Raw genomic sequence first — 23,980 nt, forward strand, 5'->3', positions numbered from 1 at the left:
TTACTTGTACCTGATAGCCGGATTAATGGCGGCATAGAGCACATCCACCACTAAGTTAATAAGAATAAACTCCAGAGAAAATAACAGCACCTCGGCCTGAATCACCGGGTAGTCTCGCATTTCAACCGAGTCCACCAACAATCGTCCGAGCCCTGGCCAGTTAAAGACTTTCTCAACCACAATGGAGCCACCAAGCAAAAAGCCAAACTGCAGCCCCATCATCGTGACAACCGGGATCATCGCGTTACGCAAACCGTGTTTTAACACCACCCAGGTTTCACTCACCCCTTTTGCCCGCGCGGTGCGCATGTAATCTTCGCTGAGCACATCGACAAACGAGGCGCGGGTAAAACGCGCCAATACCGCTGCCACCGCCGCGCCCAGCGTGATAGAGGGCAGGATATAATGCTGCCAGGAATCCGCGCCCACGGTGGGTAACCAGCCAAGCTCCACGGAAAAAATCTGCATTAACAGCATGCCGAGGGCAAACGCCGGGAAGGAGATCCCGGTGACCGCCAGGGTCATACTCAACCTGTCCGGCCAGCGATTGCGCCATACGGCGGCGATGATCCCTGCCGTCATGCCAAACAAGACCGCCCACGTCATGCTGGCAATCGTCAACCAGAATGAGGGCATAAAGCGGCTGGCAATCTCTTCAGCAACCGGACGACGCGACACCATCGAGGTGCCAAAGTCACCTTGCAACACGTTCGTCATGTAATGCCAGAACTGAATATGCAGAGGCTGGTCCAGACCCAACTGCTGGCGCACCAGCTCAATCACCTCAGCGTCGGCCTCCGGTCCGGCAATCAACCGGGCCGGATCGCCAGGCAGCAAATGAACAAATAAAAACACCAGCACCGCGACGATAAGTAGCGTTGGAATCAACCCCAGCAGGCGCTTGAAAACATAATTAAGCATCAGACTCCCTTCGGCGGCCCCCGCTGTTCAGGGGCCGAATGAATAGCTTATTGCAAATCCGCATCATCAAAACTAAATCCGGTGTCCGGCATAATCCAGAATCCGGTCAACTTGGTACTGTGCGCAGAGATCAGTTTCTCCACCACCAGCGGGATCCACGGCGACTCTTTCCAGATGATATCCTGTGCATCTTTGTACAATCGCGCTTTTTCGCTCGGATCGTTCGTTTGCAGCGCCGCGGCTAAATCGCTGTCCACCTGCTTGTTACTGTAAAACGCCGTATTAAACAACGTTGGCGGCCAGTTTTGCGAAGCAAACAGCGGTGATAATGCCCAGTCAGCTTCGCCCGTCGACGCCGACCAGCCGGTGTAGAACATCCGTACCCCGCTCTCTTTCTGCGCCTTACCTTCAACTTCTGCCGCCCGCTGTCCGGCATCCATCGCCGTCACCTGCGCCTTCACGCCGACCTGCGCTAACTGCTGCTGGGTAAATTGCAGTACTTTCTGCGCGGTGCTGTGATTATGCGATGACCACAGCGTGGTGGTAAAGCCGTTGGGATAACCCGCCTCTTTCAGCAACTCACGGGCTTTCGCCGGATCGTAAGGCCACGGCGTATAGCTTTGCGCGTAGGCTATCGCGGGCGGCAGCACGCCGGTCGCCGGTGTGGCGTAACCGGCAAATGCCACTTTTACCAACGCCTGGCGGTTAATGGCATAGTTCAGCGCCTCACGCACCTTCGGATTATCAAACGGTTTTTGCGTCACGTTCATGCTGATATAACGCTGCATGATCGACGGACTGGCAACCAGTTCCAGGTTTTTGTTCTTCGCCAGTAATGCGGCCTGCTCGTAAGGGATCGGGAAGGCAAATTGTGCCTCGCCGGTCTGCAACATCGCCGCACGGGTGTTATTGTCGGTCACCGGACGCCAGGTAATCGTATCAAGCTTCGGCAGGCCCTGCTGCCAGTAACCAGCGAACTTTTTCACCTTCACAAAATCGGTCTGATTCCAGGTTTCAAGCTGATAAGGCCCGGTACCCACCGGATGGAAGCCGATATCTTTACCGTATTTCTTCAGCGCCGCCGGCGATATCATTGCCGTTGCCGGGTGCGCCAGGATATTAATAAACGCCGAGAACGGCTGTTTCAGCGTGATCTTCACCGTCGTCGCATCAACGGCCTCGGTGTTAGCGATATTTTTATACAGGTTATAGCGTTTAAGATGATTTTCCGGATTGCTGGCTCGCTCAAGGTTAGCTTTCACCGCCTCTGCATTGAAATCGGTGCCATCCTGAAACTTCACCCCCTGCCGCAGTTTGACGGTATAGGTTAAGCCGTCATCGGAAACGGTATAGCTTTCTGCCAGCACATTTTTCAGCTTCATCTCTTTATCAAGACCGAAAAGCCCCTGATAAAACGACTTCGCCACCGCCTGCGACAGCGTGTCATTCGCGTCATAGGGGTCGAGCGTAGTAAAATTAGATCCTACCGCCACCACCACGTCTTTAGCCGACCAGGCAGGGGACGCAGCCAGTGCAGAGGCAACCCCCAGCGCAACCAGCCATTTACGAGCAACAATTTGTCTCATGTTATTCTCCTGAACCCTGCCTGTTATAGACGCGAAAGCGCATTTTCCACCTGCGGACGCGCAACATAATGCCCTGGCCCCACTAACTGGAGTGACACCGGGGAAATCTCTTCTCCGCGCTTGCGGATATTGCTGGGGATATCATCCGACAGCAGCACCCGCTGCTGCCGCTGATGAGAGGGATCGGCAACCGGAACCGCCGCCATTAATTTGCGGGTATACGGATGCTGCGGATTTTCAAACACCGCCCGACGGGGACCAATCTCGACAATCTGCCCCAGATACATCACCGCCACACGGTGGCTGATACGTTCGACCACCGCCATATCGTGAGAAATAAACAGGTAGGCGATGCCCATTTCCCGCTGGAGATCGAGCAACAAATTAATAATCTGCCCACGAATCGAGACATCCAGCGCCGAAACTGATTCATCGGCAATGATCACTTTTGGATTGAGCGCCAGCGCCCGGGCAATACAGATACGCTGACGTTGGCCACCGGAAAACTCGTGCGGATAGCGCCAGGCGTGTTCAGGGAGTAGCCCCACCCGCTCCAGCAGCCAGGCGACCCGTTTTGCCGCGGCGTCCCCTTGCAGTAGCCCGTGCACCCGCAGCGGCTCGAGAATGGAATAACCTACCGTCTGACGCGGGTCGAGCGACGCATAGGGATCCTGGAAAATAAACTGAATACCCCGACGGAGCGGCTGAAGCTTGCTGCTGGCCAGCGTGTCTATCCGCTGACCGTTAAAGGTAATCTCCCCGTGCTGAGACTCCACGAGTCGCAACAACGCCCGTCCGGTAGTAGATTTACCACAGCCGGACTCCCCGACCAGCGAGAGCGTTTCGCCTGGCCACAGATCAAAACTGACGTTTTCCACCGCGTGCACCTCGCGGGTCACGCGATTGAGAATGCCGCTGCGCAGCGGGAAACGCGTCACCAGATTACGCACCTGCAGGATCGGCTCGCCCGCCACCACCGTGTCCTGTTCAGTCTGCGGTTCACGGTGGTCGGGGTCCTGCAGCGAAATCAACGGGAAACGGCGCGGCAGTTCATGTCCGCTCATGGCCCCGAGCTGCGGCACGGCAGCCAGCAGCGCTTTGGTATAGGGATGTTGCGGGGCGTGAAAAATCTGTTCCACGCTGCCCGTTTCTACAGCTTCACCCTGATACATCACCAGGACGCGGTCGGCAATATCGGCAACCACGCCCATATCGTGGGTGATAAAAATCACCCCCATGGCCATGTCCTGCTGTAATACTTTAATCAGCTGCAGGATCTGCGCCTGAATGGTGACATCCAGCGCGGTGGTCGGCTCATCGGCAATCAATACCGCCGGACGGCACGACAGCGCCATCGCAATCATGACCCGCTGGCGCATACCGCCAGAAAGCTGATGCGGAAAGCGCGATAAAATGGCCCTCGACTCCGGTATCCGCACCTGGTCGAGCATCCGTTTGGCCTCTTCCATCGCCGCCTCACGGCTAGCCCCCTGATGCAAACGAATCGACTCGGCTATTTGCTCGCCGACGGTGAACACCGGATTGAGCGACGTCATCGGCTCCTGGAAGATCATCGCGATATCCGCCCCACGCACATGGCGCATCTGCGACGCGCTCTGTTCGCCCAGTTCAATCACCTGCCGGTTGCGTCGCCGAAGCAACATCTCATCGCAGCTCACCTCTCCGCCCGCCTGTTCAATCAGGCGCATCAGTGACAGCGCGGTGACCGACTTTCCTGAACCGGACTCGCCAACAATCGCCAGCGTTTCCCCTCGCTTGAGGCGAAATGACAAATTGCGTACCGCACTGACCCGCTTCTGCTCCTGCGCAAACGCAATGTTCAGATTGCTAACCGCCAGTACATCGTTGGCGTCAAGCTCATCACTGTGTGGCAACGGTATCTCCTTTCTCCCGGTAAATACCGGTGGTTGGCGTATCGCCAGCGTATCCCCAGGCACGGTACATGCCTTCACTGTTAAACGGTAAGGCCACGTTACCTTCATGATCGACGGCAATAAGCCCGCCGCTACCGCCGAGCGCCGGTAATTTTTCCATGACTACGCGTTCGCAGGCCTCTGACAAGCTCAGCCCGCCATAATCCATCAGCGCGGCAATGTCATATGCTGCCAGCGCGCGTATAAACACTTCCCCGGTTCCGGTACACGAGACCGCCACGCTGGCATTATTGGCATAACAACCGGCACCCACTAACGGGCTATCCCCGACGCGCCCCGGCAGTTTGTTGGTCATGCCACCGGTCGAGGTCGCCGCCGCCAGATTACCGTACTTATCCAGCGCCACCGCGCCAACGGTGCCCATTTTGCTGCCCTCATCCAGCGGCGTACCGCCGTGATCGAGCACCGTTTCCCCCGCTGTACGTGCGGCCAGTAGCTGAGCATACCGCTCTGGCGTCGAGAAAATATCCGCACTCACGTGATCCATGCCCTGCGCATGGGCAAAATTCTCTGCCCCTTCGCCTATCATCATAACGTGCGGGCTTTTTTCCAGCACCAGACGGGCCGCGAGGATCGGGTTACGCAGGTGGCTGACGCCAGCGACGGCGCCTGCCTGCAGCGTATTTCCGTCCATCACGCAGGCATCCAGCTCATGGGTTTCATCACGGGTAAATACAGCGCCAATTCCGGCATTAAACAGAGGACACTCTTCCAGTAAGCGTACGGCTTCAGTCACCACATCCAGCGCGGTTTGGCCCGCCTCCAGCATTCGTTGCCCTACTTCAACGATATCTGACAATGCCTGTATATAACGCAATTCCTGTTCCTGACTCAGCTGCGCGCGGGTGATTGCGCCAGCGCCGCCGTGAATTGCAATGACTGCTTTGCCCATTTTTATCGTCCATTTAGGTGGCAGGAAACGTGGTTATAAATAGCAGAATTTCGGTGAGTTATTGATTCGATTTTCGAATATAGAAAGATGCAGACGTCATGTAAAGATAAAGGCCTGCACCTAAGACTGAGGTGGCATACTGTCTGCGTCTGTTTTCTGACATAATGATCGCATTCGATTTTGCCTCGCAGGAGTCTTCTCATGGAATTTACCGCCGGACTGATGCCGCTCGAAACGGCACTTTCACAAATGCTGTCGTCGATTACCCCACTCACCGCCGTTGAAACACTGCCGCTGGTGGAATGCTTTGGTCGCGTGCTGGCAACCGACGTCGTCTCACCGATTGATGTGCCGGGATTCGATAACTCGGCAATGGACGGTTACGCGGTGCGTTTAGCGGATTTGCAATCCGGTCTGCCGCTTGCTGTCGCAGGTAAAGCCTTTGCCGGTCAGCCTTTTCATGGGGAATGGCCTGCGGGAACCTGCATCCGCATTATGACCGGCGCACCGGTGCCCGCCGGCTGCGAAGCCGTGGTGATGCAGGAACAAACAGAACAAACTGATGACGGTATTCGTTTTACCGCAGAAGTTCGCGCCGGACAAAATATTCGTCTGTGCGGTGAAGATATTGCTCACGGCGCGGTGGTGTTTGCCGCAGGGACGCGTCTGACAACCGCTGAGCTCCCGGTGCTGGCCTCGCTCGGTATTGCCGATGTGCAGGTTGTGCGTAAAGTGCGCGTGGCGCTATTTTCTACCGGTGATGAGCTACAGCTGCCAGGCCAACCGCTGGGTGACGGCCAGATTTATGACACCAACCGCCTGGCCGTACACCTGATGCTGCAACAGCTGGGCTGTGAGGTCATCAACTTAGGTATTATCCGCGACGATCCTCACGCCCTGCGCGCGGCGTTTATCGAAGCCGACAGTCAGGCCGATGTGGTGATAAGCTCCGGCGGTGTATCGGTCGGGGAAGCGGACTACACCAAAACCATTCTCGAAGAACTCGGCGAAATTGCCTTCTGGAAACTGGCGATTAAGCCGGGTAAACCGTTCGCGTTCGGTAAACTGAGCAACAGCTGGTTTTGTGGCCTGCCAGGTAATCCAGTCTCTGCAGCCCTCACCTTCTATCAGCTGGTGCAACCGCTGCTGGCAAAACTGAGCGGAAATACCGCCAGCGGATTACCCCCACGCCAGCGCGTACGGACCGCATCACGCCTGAAGAAAACGCCTGGCCGTCTGGATTTCCAGCGCGGCGTATTGCAGCGTACGGCTGACGGCGAACTGGAGGTCACCACCACGGGTCATCAGGGCTCGCATATTTTCAGCTCTTTTAGCCTTGGCAACTGCTTTATCGTTCTGGAACGCGATCGCGGCAACGTTGAAGCCGGAGAATGGGTAGACGTCGAGCCATTTAACGCGCTGTTTGGAGGCCTGTAATGGCAGAACTCAGCGACCAGGAGATGCTGCGTTATAACCGGCAAATCATCCTGCGCGGCTTCGACTTTGACGGTCAGGAAGCGTTAAAAGAAGCGCGGGTGCTGGTCGTAGGACTCGGAGGACTTGGCTGCGCCGCAACTCAGTATCTGGCGGGCGCAGGCATCGGGCATTTAACCCTGCTCGACTTTGATACCGTGTCGGTTTCCAATCTTCAGCGACAGACGTTGCATAGCGACGCGACCGTCGGGCAGCCAAAAGTGGAATCGGCACGCGATGCGCTGGCGCGGATTAATCCACATATCACCCTCACACCGGTGAATGCGCTGCTTGACGATGCTGCGATGCATGCGTTGGTTGTAGAGCATGACCTGGTGCTGGATTGCACCGATAACGTCGCCGTGCGCAATCAGCTGAACGCCGCCTGCTTTACGGCAAAAGTGCCACTGGTGTCCGGTGCGGCCATTCGTATGGAAGGACAAATCACCGTCTTTACGTATCAGGAGGGTGAAGCCTGCTACCGCTGTTTGAGCCGCCTGTTCGGTGAAAACGCCTTAACCTGCGTGGAGGCCGGCGTGATGTCACCGCTGATTGGCGTGATCGGGTCGCTGCAAGCGATGGAAGCCATCAAGTTACTGGCAAACTTCGGTAAACCGGCAAGCGGTAAAATCGTGATGTACGATGCGATGACCTGCCAGTTCCGGGAGATGAAGCTGATGCGCAACCCGGGGTGTGAGGTTTGTAGTCGGTAAAAAAGTCGGGTGGCAGCTTCGCCTTACCCGACCTACAACGGCTCGAACGTAGGCCGGGTAAGCGTTAGCGCCACCCGGCAACAGAATCAGATCGACGTACGTCCAAATGCGCTCTGCCAGTCGTGCGCAAATTTCGCCATGGCAGCATCCACGGCCGGGGAGCTAATTAGCTGCTGCGCCACATCCAGCGGTAGCGTAATGGCTTCACAGCCAGCTAACAGGCAGTCCAGCGCCTGACGCGGGGTTTTAAAACTGGCAGCCAGTACTTTGGCGTGCGGCGCGTGCATTTTCAGTAAGTTCTGTAAATCAACCACCGTCTGAATACCATCCCCGCCCTGCGCATCCACGCGGTTAACATACGGCGCAATGTATTCGGCCCCTGCCAGCGCAGCTAACAGCCCCTGTGCTGCACTGTAAACCGCGGTGCCCAGCGTTGGGATCCCCTCTTTCTTCAGCAGCTTAATCGCCGCCAGCCCTTCTGCGGTCACCGGTACCTTCACCACGATATCGGGAATCATTGCCCGCAGTTTATGCGCGTCGCTGACCATGCCCTCAGCGGTCGTTGCCATCACCTGAGCAAACAAACGCCCCTGCCCGCCAATCGCGTCATGCAGTTCCGGGAGTAACACCTCCAGCGCCTTTCTACCTGCCGCCACAATACTCGGGTTTGTGGTGACACCTGCCAGCGGAAAAATACGCGCCAGGGTTTTCACCGCATCCACATCAGACGTATCTAAATAGAGTTCCATAACCGTTCCTCAAACTGATCGTTAGCATGAATCAACGGTAGCACGACGAAACCGCGCGGTTAGTTGACTCACGTCAATATAACTTTCATTCGAAAGTAATTTAATCTTTATACGAAAGAAGAGAGGCCACTTATGATTTTCAATATCCAGCGCTATTCCACCCACGATGGTCCCGGTATCCGCACGGTAGTCTTCCTTAAGGGATGCTCTCTGGGTTGTCGCTGGTGCCAGAACCCGGAGAGTCGTGCCCGTACGCAGGATCTGCTGTATGACGCGCGTCTGTGTCTGGAGGGCTGTGACCTGTGTGTTCAGGCTGCGCCTGACGTCATTCAGCGCGCCCTCAACGGCCTGCTTATTCATCGTGAAAAATTGACCGATAAGTCGCTCACCGCACTGACCCACTGCTGCCCGACCCAGGCGCTTACCGTCTGTGGTGAAGTAAAAAGCGTAGAGGAGATAATGTCCACCGTGCTGCGCGATAAACCCTTCTACGATCGCAGCGGTGGTGGGGTAACGCTCTCCGGCGGTGAGCCATTTATGCAGCCGGAGCTGGCTGCGGCGTTGTTCAAAGCCAGCCATGAGGCGGGTATTCATACTGCGGTCGAAACCTGCCTGCACGTACCGTGGAAGTACATTGAACCTTCATTAGCGTACATCGATCTGTTTCTTGCCGATTTAAAACACATCGCCGATGTGCCGTTTAAGCAGTGGACTGACGGCAACGCCGCTCGCGTGCTGGAGAATCTGAAAAAACTGGCCGCTGCCGGAAAAAAAATGATTATTCGCGTGCCGCTGATTCAGGGCTTCAATGCCAACGAAGAAGCCATTAAAGCCATTACCGATTTTGCCGCCGATGAACTTCACGTCGGTGAGATTCATTTTTTGCCCTATCACACCTTGGGCATCAACAAATACCACTTACTCAGCCAACCCTACAACGCCCCGGACAAACCGCTGGATGCGCCTGCACTGCTCGAATTTGCCCAGCAGTATGCCAGCCATAAAGGTTTAACCGCGACCCTACGAGGATAACCGCCATGACCACACTGAAACTGGATACACTCAGCGACCGCATTAACGCACACAAAACAGCCCTGATCCACATTGTGAAGCCGCCGGTGTGTACCGAGCGCGCCCAGCACTATACCGAGATGTATCAACAGCATCTGGACAAACCGATCCCGGTACGCCGCGCGCTGGCGCTGGCGCATCATCTGGCGGAACGGACTATCTGGATCAAACATGACGAGTTGATTATCGGTAATCAGGCAAGCGAAGTCCGCGCCGCACCAATATTCCCGGAATACACCGTATCGTGGATTGAAAAAGAGATCGACGATTTGGCCGACCGACCAGGAGCCGGCTTTGCGGTCAGCGAAGAGAACAAGCGCGTACTGCATGAAATCTGCCCGTGGTGGCGTGGTCAGACCGTACAGGATCGCTGCTACGGCATGTTTACCGACGAACAAAAAGGCCTGCTGGAAACCGGCATCATCAAAGCCGAAGGCAACATGACTTCCGGCGATGCGCACCTGGCGGTGAACTTCCCGCTACTGCTGGAAAAAGGCCTTGATGGTCTGCGTCATAAAGTCGACGAGCGTCGTTCGCGCATTAACCTGACCTGCCTGGACGATCTCCATGGCGATCAGTTCCTGAAAGCCATTGATATCGTACTGGATGCCGTCAGCCTGCATATCGAACGTTTCGCCAGCCTGGCACGTAAAATGGCAGCAACTGAAACCCGTGAAAGTCGTCGCGATGAGCTGCTGGCAATGGCAGAAAACTGCGATGTCATCGCCCACGAACCGCCAAAAACCTTCTGGCAGGCACTGCAACTGTGCTATTTCATCCAGCTTATCCTGCAAATCGAATCGAACGGGCACTCGGTGTCGTTTGGCCGCATGGACCAGTATCTCTACCCGTTCTATCGTCGCGACGTGGAGCTGAACCAGACGCTGGACCGCGAGCACGCCATTGAGCTGCTGCACAGCTGCTGGTTGAAGCTGCTGGAAGTGAACAAAATCCGCTCCGGCTCCCACTCGAAGGCATCCGCGGGCAGCCCGCTGTATCAAAACGTCACTATCGGTGGTCAGAATCTGGTTAACGGCCAGCCAATGGACGCGGTCAATCCGCTCTCCTATGCCATTCTGGAGTCCTGCGGTCGTCTGCGTTCAACCCAGCCGAACCTCAGCGTGCGTTATCATGCCGGGATGAGTAACGATTTCCTTGATGCCTGCGTGCAGGTCATTCGCTGCGGCTTTGGCATGCCGGCGTTTAACAACGATGAAATTGTTATCCCGGAATTCATTAAGCTGGGTATTGAGCCGCAGGATGCCTACGACTACGCAGCCATTGGCTGCATCGAAACCGCCGTGGGCGGGAAATGGGGTTACCGCTGCACCGGCATGAGCTTTATTAACTTTGCCCGTGTGATGCTGGCCGCGCTGGAAGGTGGTCGCGATGCCACCAGCGGTAAGGTGTTCCTGCCGCAGGAAAAGGCGCTCTCTGCGGGTAACTTCCACAACTTCGACGAGGTGATGACCGCCTGGGATACTCAGATCCGCTACTACACGCGTAAATCCATCGAGATTGAGTATGTGGTTGATACCATGCTGGAAGAAAACGTCCACGACATCCTGTGCTCTGCGCTGGTGGATGATTGCATTGAGCGGGCGAAGAGCATTAAACAGGGCGGCGCAAAATATGACTGGGTATCCGGTTTGCAGGTCGGGATTGCTAACCTTGGCAACAGTCTGGCTGCCGTGAAAAAGCTGGTCTTCGATCAGGGTGTTATCGGTCAGCAGCAGCTGGCGGCAGCCCTGGCAGATGACTTTGCAGGCCTCACGCATGAACAATTACGCCAGCGTCTGATCAACGGCGCACCGAAGTACGGTAACGATGATGACAGCGTCGACACCCTGCTGGCCCGCGCTTACCAGACCTATATCGACGAACTGAAGCAATATCATAATCCGCGTTACGGTCGCGGTCCGATCGGTGGTAACTATTACGCCGGAACTTCCTCCATCTCGGCAAACGTACCGTTTGGCGCGGCAACAATGGCAACGCCGGATGGCCGTAAAGCGCATACCCCACTGGCAGAAGGCGCCAGCCCGGCCTCCGGTACCGACCATCTCGGTCCAACGGCGGTGATTGGCTCAGTGGGCAAGTTGCCGACCGGCGCGATCCTCGGCGGGGTGCTGTTAAACCAGAAGCTGAATCCGGCTACACTGGAAAATGAATCCGATAAGCAAAAGTTAATGATCCTGCTGCGTACCTTCTTTGAAGAGCACAAAGGCTGGCATATTCAGTACAACATCGTCTCTCGTGAAACGCTGCTGGAAGCGAAAAAACACCCAGATCAGTACCGTGACCTGGTGGTGCGTGTAGCTGGCTACTCCGCCTTCTTCACTGCCCTGTCTCCGGATGCGCAGGACGATATCATCGCCCGAACAGAGCATATGCTGTAATTTCCCGTAGGCCGGATAAGACGTTTTCGCGTCGCTATCCGGCAGCGATACCGCCTCAATGCCGGATAGCGCTGACGCTTATCCGGCCTACAACTGTGCTGTAATAGACGACGGGGAAACTTTCATTCGAAATTAAATTTGTGCTACAGGTCACATTGTTATTAGAATGTTTCTGGTTGCAGTGAAAGCCAGGAGCATATATGACCATCAACGTTATCGTCACCGACATGGACGGCACTTTTCTCGACGATGCCAAGCAGTACGATCGCCAGCGATTTATGGCGCAGTATCAGCAATTGAAAAAACGAGATATTGAATTTGTCGTGGCCAGCGGCAACCAGTATTACCAGTTGATCTCCTTTTTCCCTGAACTCAAAGACGAAATCTCTTTTGTCGCAGAGAACGGCGCGCTGGTGTATGAACACGGCAAACAACTTTTTCATGGTGAGCTTACCCGCCACGAATCCCGTATTGTCATCGGCGAGTTATTGAAGGATAAGCAGCTGAATTTTGTCGCCTGCGGACTGCAAAGCGCCTACATCAGCGAAAATGCCCCGGAGGCGTTTGTGGCGCTGATGTCAAAACACTACCATCGCCTGAAACCGGTTAAGGACTTTCAGGACATCGATGATGTGCTGTTCAAGTTCTCACTGAATTTACCTGATGGGCAAATCCCGTTGGTTATTGACCATTTGCATACAGCCCTCGACGGTATCATGAAGCCGGTGACCAGCGGGTTTGGCTTTATCGATCTGATAATCCCAGGTTTACATAAAGCCAACGGTATCAGCCGCCTGCTTAAACGCTGGAACCTGTCACCGCAGAATGTAGTTGCCATTGGTGATAGCGGCAACGATGCGGAAATGCTGAAAATGGCACACTATTCCTTTGCCATGGCTAATGCCGCCGACAGCATTAAAGCAATTGCCCGCTACCAGACCGATGACAACAATCATCAGGGCGCACTGAACGTGATTCAGGCCGTACTCGACAACACCTCACCGTTTAACGGCTGACATAAACCCGGAGTCCGTACTCCGGGTTTTACATCCCCATCAGAAATCCTCCAGCTCAGCGCGAGCGTGGGCAGAAACAATGTATTGCCCGATAAGCGTCAGCAGCGCTTGCGCATCCAGCTTAACCTTTCCATGTTCCTGCTGGCGTAACACATCGCCGGCCACCACGATTGCAACCGCATGTTTTCGCGGGTTAAAGCGAATAACCTGCATAAACCGTTTGGTGGTGAGATTCGGTTGATAATCATCGTCCATGAAGAATTCAATCGTCATCGAACTGGAAATAATCGTCAGGTTATAGTCGGCAATATTTTTTAGCGGTAGCGGCTGAGGCAACCACGGGCTGGCGATCGCGTCCTGCGTCAGCACCAGCAGCGGCTGTCGCGTTCGTCGTAAGGTGATAATGCCCAACAGCCCAAAGGCAATTCCGCCGAAAGGAATCAACCCGCACCAAGGGCTGACCGTTTTGAACAGCAGCAAAGCCCCACCGCCCAACAGCATTACCAGGCCCGCAATTATCATATACCATGCCACTTTCGCACTCATCCACAGCGCCACCGAGCCTGTTGCCAGCCCGGCTTCGGCTTCAAGTGTCTGGCGATAGACCTTACGTTGCGCGGTGATTTTTGTCGACAGGGTGCGTGAAAGCGATAGGCTCAACACATCCGCATCGGCGAATAGACCACCGAAAAAAGCGTTATCACCTGCGGTAACCGGGCGTAAAGCCCGCGCCAGAAGTTCACTATCGAGCGGTACTGTCAGTGCCGCAATACGTTCACGCGTCGTCGGATGGCTATCCATTGGATGCGCTATTTCATTATCGAGACTGTTCTGCAGCGCAAACGGTCCGATTTTCTGTAACGCGACAAGCAGATCGACAAGCCAGTTGGTGCTGGTCACACGCCCATGCAAAAGCTCCCCCAGAAATCGGGAAACCGGCACATCCAGCACCGATATCCGCAGTAACGCCGACGCGAACGCCGCTGGAGATGAGACTTTTGCACCCATATTATCCGCCGCATATTCACGGATCCTGGCCCAGTCACTGACCACTTCATGGAAGGTCTGCAAAAACCATAGCCCCACATCCAGCGACGGGCGCAGTACGATGCGGTCAAGCCATGAAAACCCCTGTGAGCTGTTCGCCATCTGTTCAAGACTGTTTTGCATCCCGGCATACAGAGGAACAAAACGCAGGCTGTATTGCGTATCCTCGCCGGTAAAATGTCCCAGCTCATGGCCAATCACCGCTGCCGCTTCCGCGTCATCCAGCAATGCCATATAGGTTAGCGGCAAGTAGAGCGTATTCCCCGTAAGTCGTTTGCCCTCTTCAATTTGTACGGTATTGGCGGTGACAAAGAAGCCGTCAAAAAATCCGACCACGATATTGTCAGGCACCGTCAACTCTGCACGCCGGGTGACGTCACGTATCCATTGCCAGAGCGCCGGGTTATTCGCGACGGTGACATTCACCCCGTAAATCTCAGTATCGTCAGGTTGAAAGAGAGCGAAACAGCGTCTGATGGAAGTCAGACTTTTTAATAGCATCCAGAGGATCGCACCGACTGCGACCAGGATTACCGCCGCCAGTTTGAACCCACCCGCCCCGCCAAAATGCGACATCAGCCAGGTAACTTCCGATAACGCCAGACAAATCACCGCCAGTCCGCAGGTCATAATTTCAGCGGCCATCATAAAAGGCAACAGGCGACGGCAACGCGTAAATGTGCGAATCAAGATGCTTTGGGAATGGCGCGAAGCGCGGGCGCTGGTTGTACATAGCCCCACTGCCGCCCCCACAACAAGCAAAGCCGCACCGCCAAGAGCTATCGCCAACATCGCTAGCGTCTGTCGGAGCAGCCCCTCAGCATCGCCTTCGAGAACATCGGCTACCCGCCAGTACTGCCATAGCGCATAACTAAGAATGCAGACTGGAACGGTGAAGAGATGAAGAGTGCCTTTTCTTTCCATTGAAAAATATCCTTTTATCAACCTGCACCGCCCTCTTAGTGCTGGCCTTTAGCGGGCAAAATCTCCCAGAGCAAAGAAGTATAGATAGTCCCACTTGTTGCCGGTTAACGTTTTTATCCACCAGCCCCCATTTTATCGATAGGTCAGCCCAACGCTCACTTACCCATCCGCGCGCCTTACTGATTTTTAAACTTGCATTAACTTAATTTTAACTTATATTATCACTTGCAAGTTAAATTAGTTTCGAATGAAAGTTCATGCGAGGTGGTTATGGCTCTTACTTTTACCAGCGACACGTTGCCTGCCGATCACAAAGCGGCAATCCGTCAGATGAAGCGGGAACTGCGGGCGCAGCTTGGCGACGTCCAGCAGATCTTCAGCCAGCTTAGCGAGACCATCGCCACCCGCGTGGCGGAGATCAACGCGCTTAAAGCACAGAGTGACGCGGTCTGGCCGGTACTGCCATACGCCGATATTCAGGCGGGCACCGTCACCGCTGCGCAGCGAGAACAGATTAAACGTCGTGGATGTGCGGTCATTAAGGGCCATTTCCCCCGCGAGCAGGCGCTGGGTTGGGATCGCTCAATGCTCGATTATCTCGACCGCAACCGCTTTGACGAGGTCTACAAAGGACCGGGGGACAATTTTTTCGGCACCCTGAGTGCATCGCGTCCTGAAATCTTTCCGATCTACTGGTCACAGGCACAAATGCAGGCCCGCCAGAGTGAAGAGATGGCTAACGCACAGTCGTTTCTTAATCGCCTGTGGACTTTTGAAAGCGAAGGTAAGCAGTGGTTTAACCCGGACGTCAGCGTGATCTATCCTGACCGTATTCGTCGCCGCCCGCCGGGAACCACCTCCAAAGGGCTCGGCGCACATACAGATTCCGGCGCACTGGAGCGCTGGTTGCTTCCGGCATATCAGCGCGTTTTTGCTTCTGTTTTTAACGGCAATCTGGCCGATTACGATCCGTGGCAGGCGGCGCATCGCACTGACGTCGAAGAGTATACGGTCGATAACACCACCAAATGTTCGGTGTTTCGCACCTTCCAGGGCTGGACGGCGCTTTCCGATATGTTACCGGGCCAGGGGTTGCTACATGTGGTTCCCATTCCTGAAGCGATGGCTTATGTGCTGTTACGCCCACTGCTGGATGATGTTCCGGAAGATGAGCTGTGCGGCGTCGCACCAGGAAGAGTGCTGCCGGTTTCAGCGCAATGGCATCCCTTACTCATCGAGGCGTTAACCAGCATTCCGCAACTGGAAGCCGGCGATTCCGTATGGTGGCATTGTGATGTAATCCACGCCGTTGCGCCGGTGGAGAACCAACAAGGCTGGGGCAACGTGATGTATATTCCCGCCGCACCAATATGCGAAAAAAATCTCGCCTATGCCCACAAGGTGAAGGCCGCGCTGGAGAAAGGTGCCTCGCCGGGGGATTTCCCGCGTGAAGACTATGAAACAAACTGGGAAGGACGCTTTACCCTGGGGGATTTGAATATCCACGGTAAGCGCGCGCTGGGGATGGAATAATCCTTCCCCTTTCAACGCCTTTAAAACAGTCCGGTTTTCTTCATTACGTGATAAAAACCGGATATTTTTTTATTCTACTGATACTGCAACCAGTTTCCATTTATCATTTTCTTTGAGCATAGTAACGTTAATCTCGCCGGATTCTCCATTTTTAAAAACAACGCTTCCAGACAAAGAACCAACATCATTTGCTACGTTGAAACTATCAAAACTGTATTCACTAATATCATCAAAATGAATAGACTCGGTTACAAGCTTAAAATCCTCATTGTCCATTTGTCTTTGCAGAGAAGAAGAGCTTGCCTGATAAGCCTGAACATATTGTCCATCACGGAGCAAGTCTATCTCTGATCGCGCAGCATCCTTCAATTCACCCATCGAAGAAAAGAGGAAAGTACCCAAGCCAATAAAAATAATCAGTGCGGCAATCACCGCTCCCGCAATAACAAATTTTCTTTTTTTCTTGTCTGCTAACAGACCACGAACCTGCCATCCCGCATCACGAGCCATATCAAAAATAGGGTCCGTAATTTCCGTTGATGCAAATTTATAGCTGTCAATTTTACCGAAGCTACCGTCTTCTTTTTTACCCCAGGATCCCCCAGCAGAAAACTCAAGACGTTTCCCGATTTGGACAGATTTGCTCAATCTGAACCCACCCAAATCTGCATCCCACTCAACATCGGTAGTTTTTTCCCGATAGCTAATCTGATTTTTACTTTCATTGAAAAACAGTCTTAGCTCATATTGTTTTTGAAATCCGTATTGACTGAAATAATCTTTCCACTCAGCATCTACGATATTCCAGGATGCAACGATATCATCGCCATCTTCACATAAAATGAAAGGATGCTCGTTGTTGTTGTTTAAACTCAGTAATTTTAATTTAAGATTGGCTAAAGAAAGCGGTTCCATCTGACTCATATCCTTTCCTTGTGTAGGTAGTTATGGAAAGTATCTTAGCCACAATTGTGGCTAAGATTAATCAGCAGAACTTTTTTTCAGAAAAGTGCGGGGGTGGAATTATAAGTAAGTGACCGGGGTGAACAGGTGCAGCCAACACACCTGTAACACGAAAGACGACGGAAAAATTATTCGACGCCTTTGCTACGCAGATAGTCTTCGTAGTTACCGGTGAAGTCGATCACGCGTTCCGGCGTAATCTCAATCACGCGGGTGGCCAGCGAGCTGACGAATTCGCGGTCGTGAGAAACAAAGATCAGCGTGCCCTGATACATTTCCAGCGCCATGTTCAGCGATTCGATAGATTCCATATCCAGGTGGTTGGTAGGTTCATCCATCACCAGAATATTCGGTTTCTGCATCATCAGCTTACCGAACAGCATGCGCCCTTTTTCACCACCGGACAGCACTTTAGCAGGCTTTTTGATATCGTCCTGGCTGAACAGCAGACGGCCAAGGAAGCTGCGAACAACCTGCTCGTCATCGCCTTCTTGTTTCCACTGGCTCATCCATTCGAAAACGGTCATATCGTTTTCGAACTCATATTCGTGATCCTGCGCGTAGTAGCCGATTTGCGCATTCTCAGACCACTTAACGGTGCCATTATCCGGCTCCATGTCGCCGACCAGCACTTTCAGCATGGTCGATTTACCCACGCCGTTAGCCCCGATGATGGCAACCTTCTCGCCCACTTCCAACAGCAGATTGAAGTTTTTAAACAGCGGGCCGTTATCAAAACCTTTGGTCAGTGCTTCGACTTCCAGCGCGTTACGGAACAGTTTCTTATCCTGTTCGAAACGGATAAACGGGTTCTGACGGCTGGATGCTTTCACTTCGTCGAGCTTGATTTTATCAATCTGACGCGCACGAGAAGTCGCCTGACGAGATTTCGAGGCGTTGGCGCTAAAGCGGCTGACGAAGGATTGCAGATCGGCAATTTGCGCTTTTTTCTTGGCGTTATCGGCCAACAGACGCTCACGTGCCTGGGTTGCTGCCGTCATGTATTCATCATAGTTACCCGGATAAACACGCAGCTCGCCGTAGTCCAGATCCGCCATATGCGTACAGACCATGTTCAGGAAGTGACGGTCGTGCGAAATGATGATCATGGTGCTGTCACGCTCGTTCAGCGTCTGCTCCAGCCAACGAATGGTATCAATGTCCAGGTTGTTGGTCGGTTCATCAAGCAGCAGTATGTCCGGGTTAGAGAACAGCGCCTGCGCCAGCAGCACACGCAGCTTCCAGCCTGGTGCCACTTCGCTCATCGGACCGTAATGTTGTTCTACCGGAATACCGACGCCCAGCAGCAGTTCACCGGCGCGGGACTCCGCCGAATAGCCGTCCATCTCGCCGTATTTAACTTCAAGATCGGCAACTTTGTAGCCGTCTTCTTCGCTCATTTCCGGCAGCGCATAGATACGGTCACGTTCCTGTTTCACTTCCCACAGTTCAGCGTGACCCATAATAACGGTGTCCAGAACGGTGAACTCTTCAAAAGCGAACTGATCCTGACGCAGCTTACCAATGCGTTCGTTCGGATCGAGGGAAACGTTACCCAGCGTCGGTTCGAGGTCGCCGCCGAGAATTTTCATAAAAGTGGATTTACCGCTACCGTTGGCGCCAATCAGGCCGTAACGGTTGCCGCCGCCAAATTTGACGGAAATATTTTCAAACAGCGGCTTACTGCCGAACTGCATGGTGACGTTGCTGGAAACTAACACTGGCGTATCCTGAAAGAAGAAATATGTGACGAACCGCTTATTATGCCATAAGTCTGGAATAAGATCGCGCACTCTCGTGCGTGAGGGTTAAAGTGAAAGCAAAGGGAAAAAAATGTGATTTAGTACACATCCGAATTCCTTGTTGCTCCGAATGCACATATAATGCGTGCCCAACACTACATAAATCTCAACCCACTAGCCTGCTTGGCTTCAGAATCTCGCAAAAATGAATATGAAATTGACAACGCTTTTCGCGGCGGCGCTCGCAGTAGTTGGTTTTTGTAACACTGCCTCAGCCGTCACGTACCCGCTGCCTACCGATGGTAGCCGTTTGATTGGCCAGAACCAGGTCATCACCATTCCTGAAGGCAACACCCAACCGCTGGAGTACTATGCGGCTGAATACCAGATGGGTCTGTCCAACATGCTGGAAGCCAACCCGGGCGTGGATACCTTCCTGCCGAAGGGCGGCACCGTGCTGAACATTCCTCAGCAGCTGATCCTGCCGGATACCGTGCATGAAGGTATTGTTATCAACAGCGCTGAAATGCGTCTGTACTACTACCCGAAAGGCACCAACACCGTGATCGTTTTACCGATTGGTATCGGCCAGTTAGGTAAAGACACGCCGGTTAACTGGACCACCAAAGTTGAACGTAAGAAAGCCGGTCCGACATGGACGCCAACTGCCAAGATGCACGCAGAATACCGCGCTGCGGGCGAACCGCTGCCAGCCGTTGTTCCGGCCGGTCCGGATAACCCGATGGGTCTGTACGCACTGTATATCGGTCGCCTGTATGCCATCCACGGGACCAACGCGAACTTCGGTGTTGGCTTACGCGTCAGCCACGGCTGCGTGCGTCTGCGTAATGAAGATATCAAGTTCCTGTTTGAAAACGTTCCAGTCGGCACGCGCGTCCAGTTTATCGATGAACCGGTAAAAGCGACGACCGAGCCAGACGGCAGTCGCTATATTGAGGTGCATAACCCACTGTCTACTACCGAAGAACAGTTCGAAGGCGGGGAAATCGTACCGATTACGTTGACCAAGAGCATTAAGAGCATCACCGCTCAGCCGGATGTCGACCAAGCCGTCGTTGAGCAGGCAGTCCAGAACCGTTCTGGTATGCCGGTTCGTCTGAACTAAGCATCAAAAAATGCCGGATGGCGGCTGTCGCCTTATCCGGCCTACAGATTAAGTAGGCCCGATAAGCGCTAGCGCCATCGGGCATAATCCTCACATCATCTGCAGCAAACCATATCCCACCAGCGCCGCCCAGATCAGCATCGGCACCGAATACCAATGAAAACGCCACCAGATACGTCGATCGTTTGCCATGCGTAAGGCAATAAGGTTCGCCAGCGATCCCGGTAACAGTCCAAAACCACCAATATTGACCGCCCAAGCCAGCAATACCGTTGGCGGGACGTAGTTCAGCAGCAAAATAGTGCTGGGCACATTACTGATAAATTGCGACAGGCCGATTGCCGTCAACCATAGACCGGGTTGCGAAAGCGTACCAACGTGGCCCGAAATGCCCCCGAGTACAGGTAACTGTGTCAACAGATGCACATCGATAAACATCGCCATAAACACCAGCAGCAGCGTCCAGTCCACACTTAAGATCACACGGCGAGCCAGCACCATAAAGCCTGCAGCGACAATCCCTAGCCCCCAAAGCTCAAGCTTGAGTTCCAGCGTCGTTAAAAAGACCAGATACAATGCCAGGCAACTCCACACCAGTCGGGGTTGCCAGTCAGGTGCAGACGTGCCGGTATGATAGTGCAACGCTTTACGCGGAAAACTAAACCAGCACAGCGCCACCAGCGTTAGCATCATCGCACCGGCGAGCGGCGCCATTTGCCAGGTAAACGCGGTAAATGACAGCCCGGATCGCCCCCACATCAGGATGTTCTGCGGATTACCGATCGGCGTCAGCAGCGATCCAGCGTTGACCGCCAGTGCCTCAAAAATAATCAGACGATTCACCGGGATCGCGCACAGTTTTTTCAGGGTGATGGTGAGCGGAACCACAATAAACAGGGCAACATCGTTGGTCAGAAACGTCGACAGTAACGCCGCCGCCAGCACCATAAATATCGCCAGCTGACGTTCTGTTTTAAAGCGGCGGGTCATCTTGCGGCCTAGCACATCAAAATAACCGCTTAGCTCCACACCTTTGGTCAGAAGCATCAGCCCTGCGAGCGTAATAATCGTGTGCCAGTCAATGGCCCCCGGCCAGTTCCGGGGCGCAAACGGCGCGAACAGACTCAGTACACACCCGATAATAATGAGTAGCTGGAAAAAACGATCGCGCTGCAATGCGCGTAATAAAGGAAAACTCATTCAGAGTCGGTGCCTTGCTGTTGGGTAAACCGGCTAAACGCCTCCAGCGTTTCCTTGCTCACGTGGTGTTCCATCCCTTCCGCATCGCGGCGGGCGATTTCCGGGCTGATGCCTAACATTAGCAAGAAATTTTCGACGATCTGATGACGCTCGCGACTCTCCTGCGCCAACTTCTCGCCTTCTGCGGTTAAGAACACCCCGCGCCATGGGATCATTTCAATCAACCCCACAGAAGCAAGACGCTTGAGCATCTTAGCGACGGTGGGCTGGGAAACGCCAAGCCTGGCGGCCATATCCACCTGACGCGCTTCTCCCACCTCAATAATGAGATCGGAAATCAGCTCCACGTAATCATCGATCAGTTCACGTCGGTGTGCCTCCCTGACCTGACGAAACCCTTCAACATGTTCCTCAACATTCACCAATTGCGTCACTTTTTTTGTTGTTGGCATACCTGCGCGACGACTCATTCTGCTTCCTCGTTCCTGTGACGCGTTAACAGCATCTGATTAGAGAGCGGCCATTGTAAACCAGAGTTGCTTGGGCACAAAAATTTAACGTTTTAGCAATAGCTATATAATATAGCCTGTGCTATATCTGTATATAATAAAGACATCCCTCAAGGACTGATGGGAATGTGAAGTCAGGAGGTTCATATGAATGAATTCAAGAGGTGTATGCGCGTGTTTAGTCACTCTCCCTTTAAAGTACGGTTAATGCTGATCGCGATGCTGTGCGACATGATCAACGGCAAACCGGAGCAGGATAAACCTTCCGGAAAATAATGCGGCGTCGCGGTACGCCGCTTCTTTTTCCTGCCGTCTCCTCGATACGGTGGTCAGTTTTTCTCCCAATAACCCTTCTTTTTGTCCGTTTTGCCATCCCCTTCGCAAAACATTTTCTTTGTAGTAGTTGACCTTCTCCCGTACACACTCTATCTTTTCGCAGCCCTGCGTATATTGCGGCTCGCAGATGCGGACCTCATCCCTCTTCTCGCTCTCTCAGGCAGGCAATGACCCTTTGCGCCAGGGTAAGCACATGGCGTTTTTGCAACAGTGGCATATGAATTTAACCCTCAAAGATTCGCTTATTGCTCGTAGCCGGGTGCTAAGCCCGTGGACTGGCTTTTATTTCTTACAGTCTCTGCTGATCAACCTCGCACTGGGCTACCCGCTTAGCCTGCTTTATAGCGTCGCCTTTACCTGCATACTGCTGCTGTTGTGGCAATATGCACCGCGCACGCAAAAAACGCTGATCGGCATTTGTTCACTGATTGCAGCAATGTATTTTCCATTTGGTCAGGCTTACGGCTCGCCCAACTTCAATACCCTGCTGGCGCTGCACTCGACCAACATGGAAGAGTCCACCGAAATCCTGACCATCTTCCCCTGGTACAACTACCTGGTTGGCGTGTTTATCTTTGCCCTCGGCGTGCTCGCCGTACGGCGTAAAAAAGTCGCGACGAAACGCCGCTGGAATAAATTCGACAGTCTGTGTTTGCTGGTCAGCATCGTGGCGTTTTTTGTGACGCCGGTGCAAAACCTCGCCTGGGGCGGCGTCTTCAAATTAAAAGATACCGGCTATCCGGTGTTTCGCTTTGCCAAGGACGTTATCGTCAATAATTACGAGGTTCTTGATGAACAAGACCGCATGGCGAAGCTGGCGAGCGTTAAAGACACCTGGACTGTGACGGCGGTGAAACCTAAGTACCACACCTATGTCGTGGTGATTGGTGAAAGCGCCCGTCGTGATGCGCTAGGCGCGTTTGGCGGCCACTGGGACAACACACCGTTTGCCAGCAGCGTTAACGGCTATATTTTTGCAGATTACATCGCGGCCAGCGGATCAACGCAGAAATCACTTGGCTTAACGCTGAATCGGGTGGTCGATGATAAGCCGCAGTTCCAGGATAACTTTGTCACCCTCGCCAACCGCGCCGGATTCCAGACATGGTGGTTCTCTAACCAGGGACAGATCGGTGAATACGATACGGCAATCGCCAGTATCGCCAAACGCGCTGACGAAGTTCATTTCCTGAAAAACGGTGACTTCGAAGCCGATAAGAACACCCGCGATGAAGCGCTGTTGAAGATGACTGCTCAGGTGTTAGAAACGGAGCGAACTCAACCCCAGCTCATCGTGCTGCACTTGATGGGTTCGCATCCGCAGGCCTGCGATCGTACCCAGGGAAAATACGAGACCTTCGTTCAGTCGAGAGAGACATCGTGTTATCTGTACACCATGAAGCAGACCGACGACCTGCTGCGCCAGCTCTACGATCAGCTGCGTAACAGCGGCGACAGCTTCTCGATGGTTTACTTCTCCGATCATGGGCTCGCCTTTAAAGAACGCGGTAAAGAAGTGCAGTATTTGGCACACGACGATCAGTTCCAGCAGAATTTCCAGGTGCCGTTTATGGTGATATCCAGCGACGATAAAGCACACCGAGTGATTAAAGCCCGTCGTTCCGCGAATGACTTCCTGAGCTTTTTCTCACAGTGGACCGGGATCAGCGCGAAAGAAATTACCAACCGCTACCGCTTTATCTCGGAGAAAAAAGCCGGACCGGTGTATATCACCAACTTTAAATTACAGAAGGTGGACTACAACCATCTTGGTACCGATATCTTCGAGACCAAATCACGCTAACCGTGCAAATCACAGACAAAA

19 protein-coding genes are annotated in these 23,980 nt (G+C 53.6%); 9 read left to right on the forward strand and 10 right to left on the reverse strand.

Annotated features, from left to right (window positions below; all coding sequences use genetic code 11):
- The 4 genes from gsiC to iaaA are packed head-to-tail and all read right to left on the reverse strand — an operon-like array spanning position 1 to position 5,354.
- The gene (gene gsiC / locus FDX22_RS09805) at positions 1–921 is read right to left on the reverse strand and encodes a glutathione ABC transporter permease GsiC (protein WP_096757732.1); all 921 of its coding nucleotides are present in this window, start codon (positions 919–921) and stop codon (positions 1–3) included.
- A gap of 47 nt (positions 922–968) precedes the next feature.
- Positions 969–2,507 carry a glutathione ABC transporter substrate-binding protein GsiB gene (gsiB, locus tag FDX22_RS09810; protein WP_096757733.1) on the reverse strand — a complete coding sequence of 513 codons (1,539 nt, stop codon included), beginning with the start codon at positions 2,505–2,507 and terminating at the stop codon, positions 969–971.
- A 23-nt stretch (positions 2,508–2,530) separates the two neighbouring features.
- On the reverse strand, positions 2,531–4,402 hold the full coding sequence (gene gsiA, locus FDX22_RS09815) for a glutathione ABC transporter ATP-binding protein GsiA (RefSeq protein ID WP_146717121.1): 1,872 nt from the start codon (positions 4,400–4,402) through the stop codon (positions 2,531–2,533).
- Positions 4,389–5,354, reverse strand: coding sequence for a beta-aspartyl-peptidase (gene iaaA, locus FDX22_RS09820; RefSeq protein ID WP_146717122.1), 966 nt, complete (start codon positions 5,352–5,354; stop codon positions 4,389–4,391). The genes gsiA and iaaA overlap by 14 nt, the downstream gene beginning before the upstream one ends.
- A 201-nt stretch (positions 5,355–5,555) precedes the next feature.
- Between iaaA and moeA the strand changes: the two genes are divergently transcribed.
- Positions 5,556–6,791, forward strand: a complete 1,236-nt coding sequence (moeA, locus tag FDX22_RS09825; protein WP_135912342.1) for a molybdopterin molybdotransferase MoeA — start codon at positions 5,556–5,558, stop codon at positions 6,789–6,791.
- Complete coding sequence (moeB, locus tag FDX22_RS09830; RefSeq protein WP_096757738.1) at positions 6,791–7,540, forward strand: molybdopterin-synthase adenylyltransferase MoeB; 750 nt, start codon at positions 6,791–6,793, stop codon at positions 7,538–7,540. Before moeA ends, moeB begins: the two co-directional genes overlap by 1 nt.
- 86 nt (positions 7,541–7,626) lie before the next feature.
- Here the strand turns inward: moeB and fsa are convergent, their stop codons facing one another.
- Positions 7,627–8,289 (reverse strand): fructose-6-phosphate aldolase, encoded by a 663-nt coding sequence (gene fsa, locus FDX22_RS09835; protein ID WP_117341685.1) that lies wholly within the window; start codon positions 8,287–8,289, stop codon positions 7,627–7,629.
- A gap of 132 nt (positions 8,290–8,421) precedes the next feature.
- Here fsa and FDX22_RS09840 point away from each other — a divergent pair, with 132 nt between their 5' ends.
- The 3 genes from FDX22_RS09840 to FDX22_RS09850 all read left to right on the forward strand — a co-directional run bounded on the left by FDX22_RS09840 (position 8,422) and on the right by FDX22_RS09850 (position 12,775).
- Positions 8,422–9,321: a glycyl-radical enzyme activating protein gene (locus FDX22_RS09840; RefSeq protein WP_146717123.1), complete on the forward strand. Its 900-nt coding sequence runs from the start codon at positions 8,422–8,424 to the stop codon at positions 9,319–9,321.
- 5 nt (positions 9,322–9,326) lie between these two features.
- Entirely contained in the window at positions 9,327–11,759 is a 2,433-nt protein-coding gene (locus FDX22_RS09845; RefSeq protein ID WP_115258980.1) for a formate C-acetyltransferase/glycerol dehydratase family glycyl radical enzyme, read from the forward strand.
- 200 nt (positions 11,760–11,959) lie between these two features.
- The gene (locus FDX22_RS09850; protein WP_117341682.1) at positions 11,960–12,775 is read left to right on the forward strand and encodes a Cof-type HAD-IIB family hydrolase; all 816 of its coding nucleotides are present in this window, start codon (positions 11,960–11,962) and stop codon (positions 12,773–12,775) included.
- 39 nt (positions 12,776–12,814) lie between these two features.
- Here FDX22_RS09850 and FDX22_RS09855 read toward each other — a convergent pair whose 3' ends face one another.
- On the reverse strand, positions 12,815–14,746 hold the full coding sequence (locus FDX22_RS09855; RefSeq protein ID WP_146717124.1) for a M48 family metalloprotease: 1,932 nt from the start codon (positions 14,744–14,746) through the stop codon (positions 12,815–12,817).
- 270 nt (positions 14,747–15,016) lie between these two features.
- Here FDX22_RS09855 and FDX22_RS09860 point away from each other — a divergent pair, with 270 nt between their 5' ends.
- Positions 15,017–16,279, forward strand: a complete 1,263-nt coding sequence (locus FDX22_RS09860) for a DUF1479 domain-containing protein (RefSeq protein WP_146717125.1) — start codon at positions 15,017–15,019, stop codon at positions 16,277–16,279.
- 69 nt (positions 16,280–16,348) lie between these two features.
- Here the strand turns inward: FDX22_RS09860 and FDX22_RS09865 are convergent, their stop codons facing one another.
- Positions 16,349–17,203 (reverse strand): hypothetical protein, encoded by an 855-nt coding sequence (locus FDX22_RS09865; RefSeq protein WP_255432840.1) that lies wholly within the window; start codon positions 17,201–17,203, stop codon positions 16,349–16,351.
- Between the two features lie 167 nt (positions 17,204–17,370).
- A complete protein-coding gene (locus FDX22_RS09870) occupies positions 17,371–18,963 on the reverse strand; it encodes an ABC-F family ATPase (protein WP_115258984.1) in 1,593 nt (530 codons plus the stop codon).
- 226 nt (positions 18,964–19,189) lie between these two features.
- Between FDX22_RS09870 and ldtB the strand changes: the two genes are divergently transcribed.
- Positions 19,190–20,110: a L,D-transpeptidase gene (ldtB, locus tag FDX22_RS09875; RefSeq protein WP_115258985.1), complete on the forward strand. Its 921-nt coding sequence runs from the start codon at positions 19,190–19,192 to the stop codon at positions 20,108–20,110.
- A 90-nt stretch (positions 20,111–20,200) separates the two neighbouring features.
- Here ldtB and FDX22_RS09880 read toward each other — a convergent pair whose 3' ends face one another.
- Together FDX22_RS09880 and mntR are read right to left on the reverse strand one after the other, a co-directional pair.
- Positions 20,201–21,310: an anion transporter gene (locus tag FDX22_RS09880; RefSeq protein ID WP_146717126.1), complete on the reverse strand. Its 1,110-nt coding sequence runs from the start codon at positions 21,308–21,310 to the stop codon at positions 20,201–20,203.
- The gene (mntR, locus tag FDX22_RS09885) at positions 21,307–21,780 is read right to left on the reverse strand and encodes a manganese-binding transcriptional regulator MntR (RefSeq protein ID WP_096757747.1); all 474 of its coding nucleotides are present in this window, start codon (positions 21,778–21,780) and stop codon (positions 21,307–21,309) included. The genes FDX22_RS09880 and mntR overlap by 4 nt, the downstream gene beginning before the upstream one ends.
- 186 nt (positions 21,781–21,966) lie before the next feature.
- Here mntR and mntS point away from each other — a divergent pair, with 186 nt between their 5' ends.
- Positions 21,967–22,095 (forward strand): manganase accumulation protein MntS, encoded by a 129-nt coding sequence (gene mntS / locus FDX22_RS09890; protein ID WP_096757748.1) that lies wholly within the window; start codon positions 21,967–21,969, stop codon positions 22,093–22,095.
- 277 nt (positions 22,096–22,372) lie between these two features.
- Positions 22,373–23,959 carry a phosphoethanolamine transferase gene (locus tag FDX22_RS09895; RefSeq protein ID WP_137362404.1) on the forward strand — a complete coding sequence of 529 codons (1,587 nt, stop codon included), beginning with the start codon at positions 22,373–22,375 and terminating at the stop codon, positions 23,957–23,959.
- Positions 23,960–23,980: the final 21 nt, after the last annotated feature.

Origin of the sequence: Citrobacter sp. TBCS-14, assembly GCF_005280805.1 — a bacterium.
In the GTDB taxonomy this organism is placed as follows: domain Bacteria; phylum Pseudomonadota; class Gammaproteobacteria; order Enterobacterales; family Enterobacteriaceae; genus Citrobacter; species Citrobacter gillenii.

Bases quoted from the DNA above. Each gene is read 5' to 3' on its own strand.
- gsiC (WP_096757732.1), bottom strand. From the start codon at position 921: ATGCTTAATTATGTTTTCAAGCGCCTGCTGGGGTTGATTCCAACGCTA.
- gsiB (WP_096757733.1), bottom strand. From the start codon at position 2,507: ATGAGACAAATTGTTGCTCGTAAATGGCTGGTTGCGCTGGGGGTTGCC.
- iaaA (WP_146717122.1), bottom strand. From the start codon at position 5,354: ATGGGCAAAGCAGTCATTGCAATTCACGGCGGCGCTGGCGCAATCACC.
- moeA (WP_135912342.1), top strand. From the start codon at position 5,556: ATGGAATTTACCGCCGGACTGATGCCGCTCGAAACGGCACTTTCACAA.
- moeB (WP_096757738.1), top strand. From the start codon at position 6,791: ATGGCAGAACTCAGCGACCAGGAGATGCTGCGTTATAACCGGCAAATC.
- fsa (WP_117341685.1), bottom strand. From the start codon at position 8,289: ATGGAACTCTATTTAGATACGTCTGATGTGGATGCGGTGAAAACCCTG.
- FDX22_RS09840 (WP_146717123.1), top strand. From the start codon at position 8,422: ATGATTTTCAATATCCAGCGCTATTCCACCCACGATGGTCCCGGTATC.
- FDX22_RS09845 (WP_115258980.1), top strand. From the start codon at position 9,327: ATGACCACACTGAAACTGGATACACTCAGCGACCGCATTAACGCACAC.
- FDX22_RS09850 (WP_117341682.1), top strand. From the start codon at position 11,960: ATGACCATCAACGTTATCGTCACCGACATGGACGGCACTTTTCTCGAC.
- FDX22_RS09855 (WP_146717124.1), bottom strand. From the start codon at position 14,746: ATGGAAAGAAAAGGCACTCTTCATCTCTTCACCGTTCCAGTCTGCATT.
- FDX22_RS09860 (WP_146717125.1), top strand. From the start codon at position 15,017: ATGGCTCTTACTTTTACCAGCGACACGTTGCCTGCCGATCACAAAGCG.
- FDX22_RS09865 (WP_255432840.1), bottom strand. From the start codon at position 17,203: ATGAGTCAGATGGAACCGCTTTCTTTAGCCAATCTTAAATTAAAATTA.
- ldtB (WP_115258985.1), top strand. From the start codon at position 19,190: ATGAATATGAAATTGACAACGCTTTTCGCGGCGGCGCTCGCAGTAGTT.
- FDX22_RS09880 (WP_146717126.1), bottom strand. From the start codon at position 21,310: ATGAGTTTTCCTTTATTACGCGCATTGCAGCGCGATCGTTTTTTCCAG.
- mntR (WP_096757747.1), bottom strand. From the start codon at position 21,780: ATGAGTCGTCGCGCAGGTATGCCAACAACAAAAAAAGTGACGCAATTG.
- mntS (WP_096757748.1), top strand. From the start codon at position 21,967: ATGAATGAATTCAAGAGGTGTATGCGCGTGTTTAGTCACTCTCCCTTT.
- FDX22_RS09895 (WP_137362404.1), top strand. From the start codon at position 22,373: ATGAATTTAACCCTCAAAGATTCGCTTATTGCTCGTAGCCGGGTGCTA.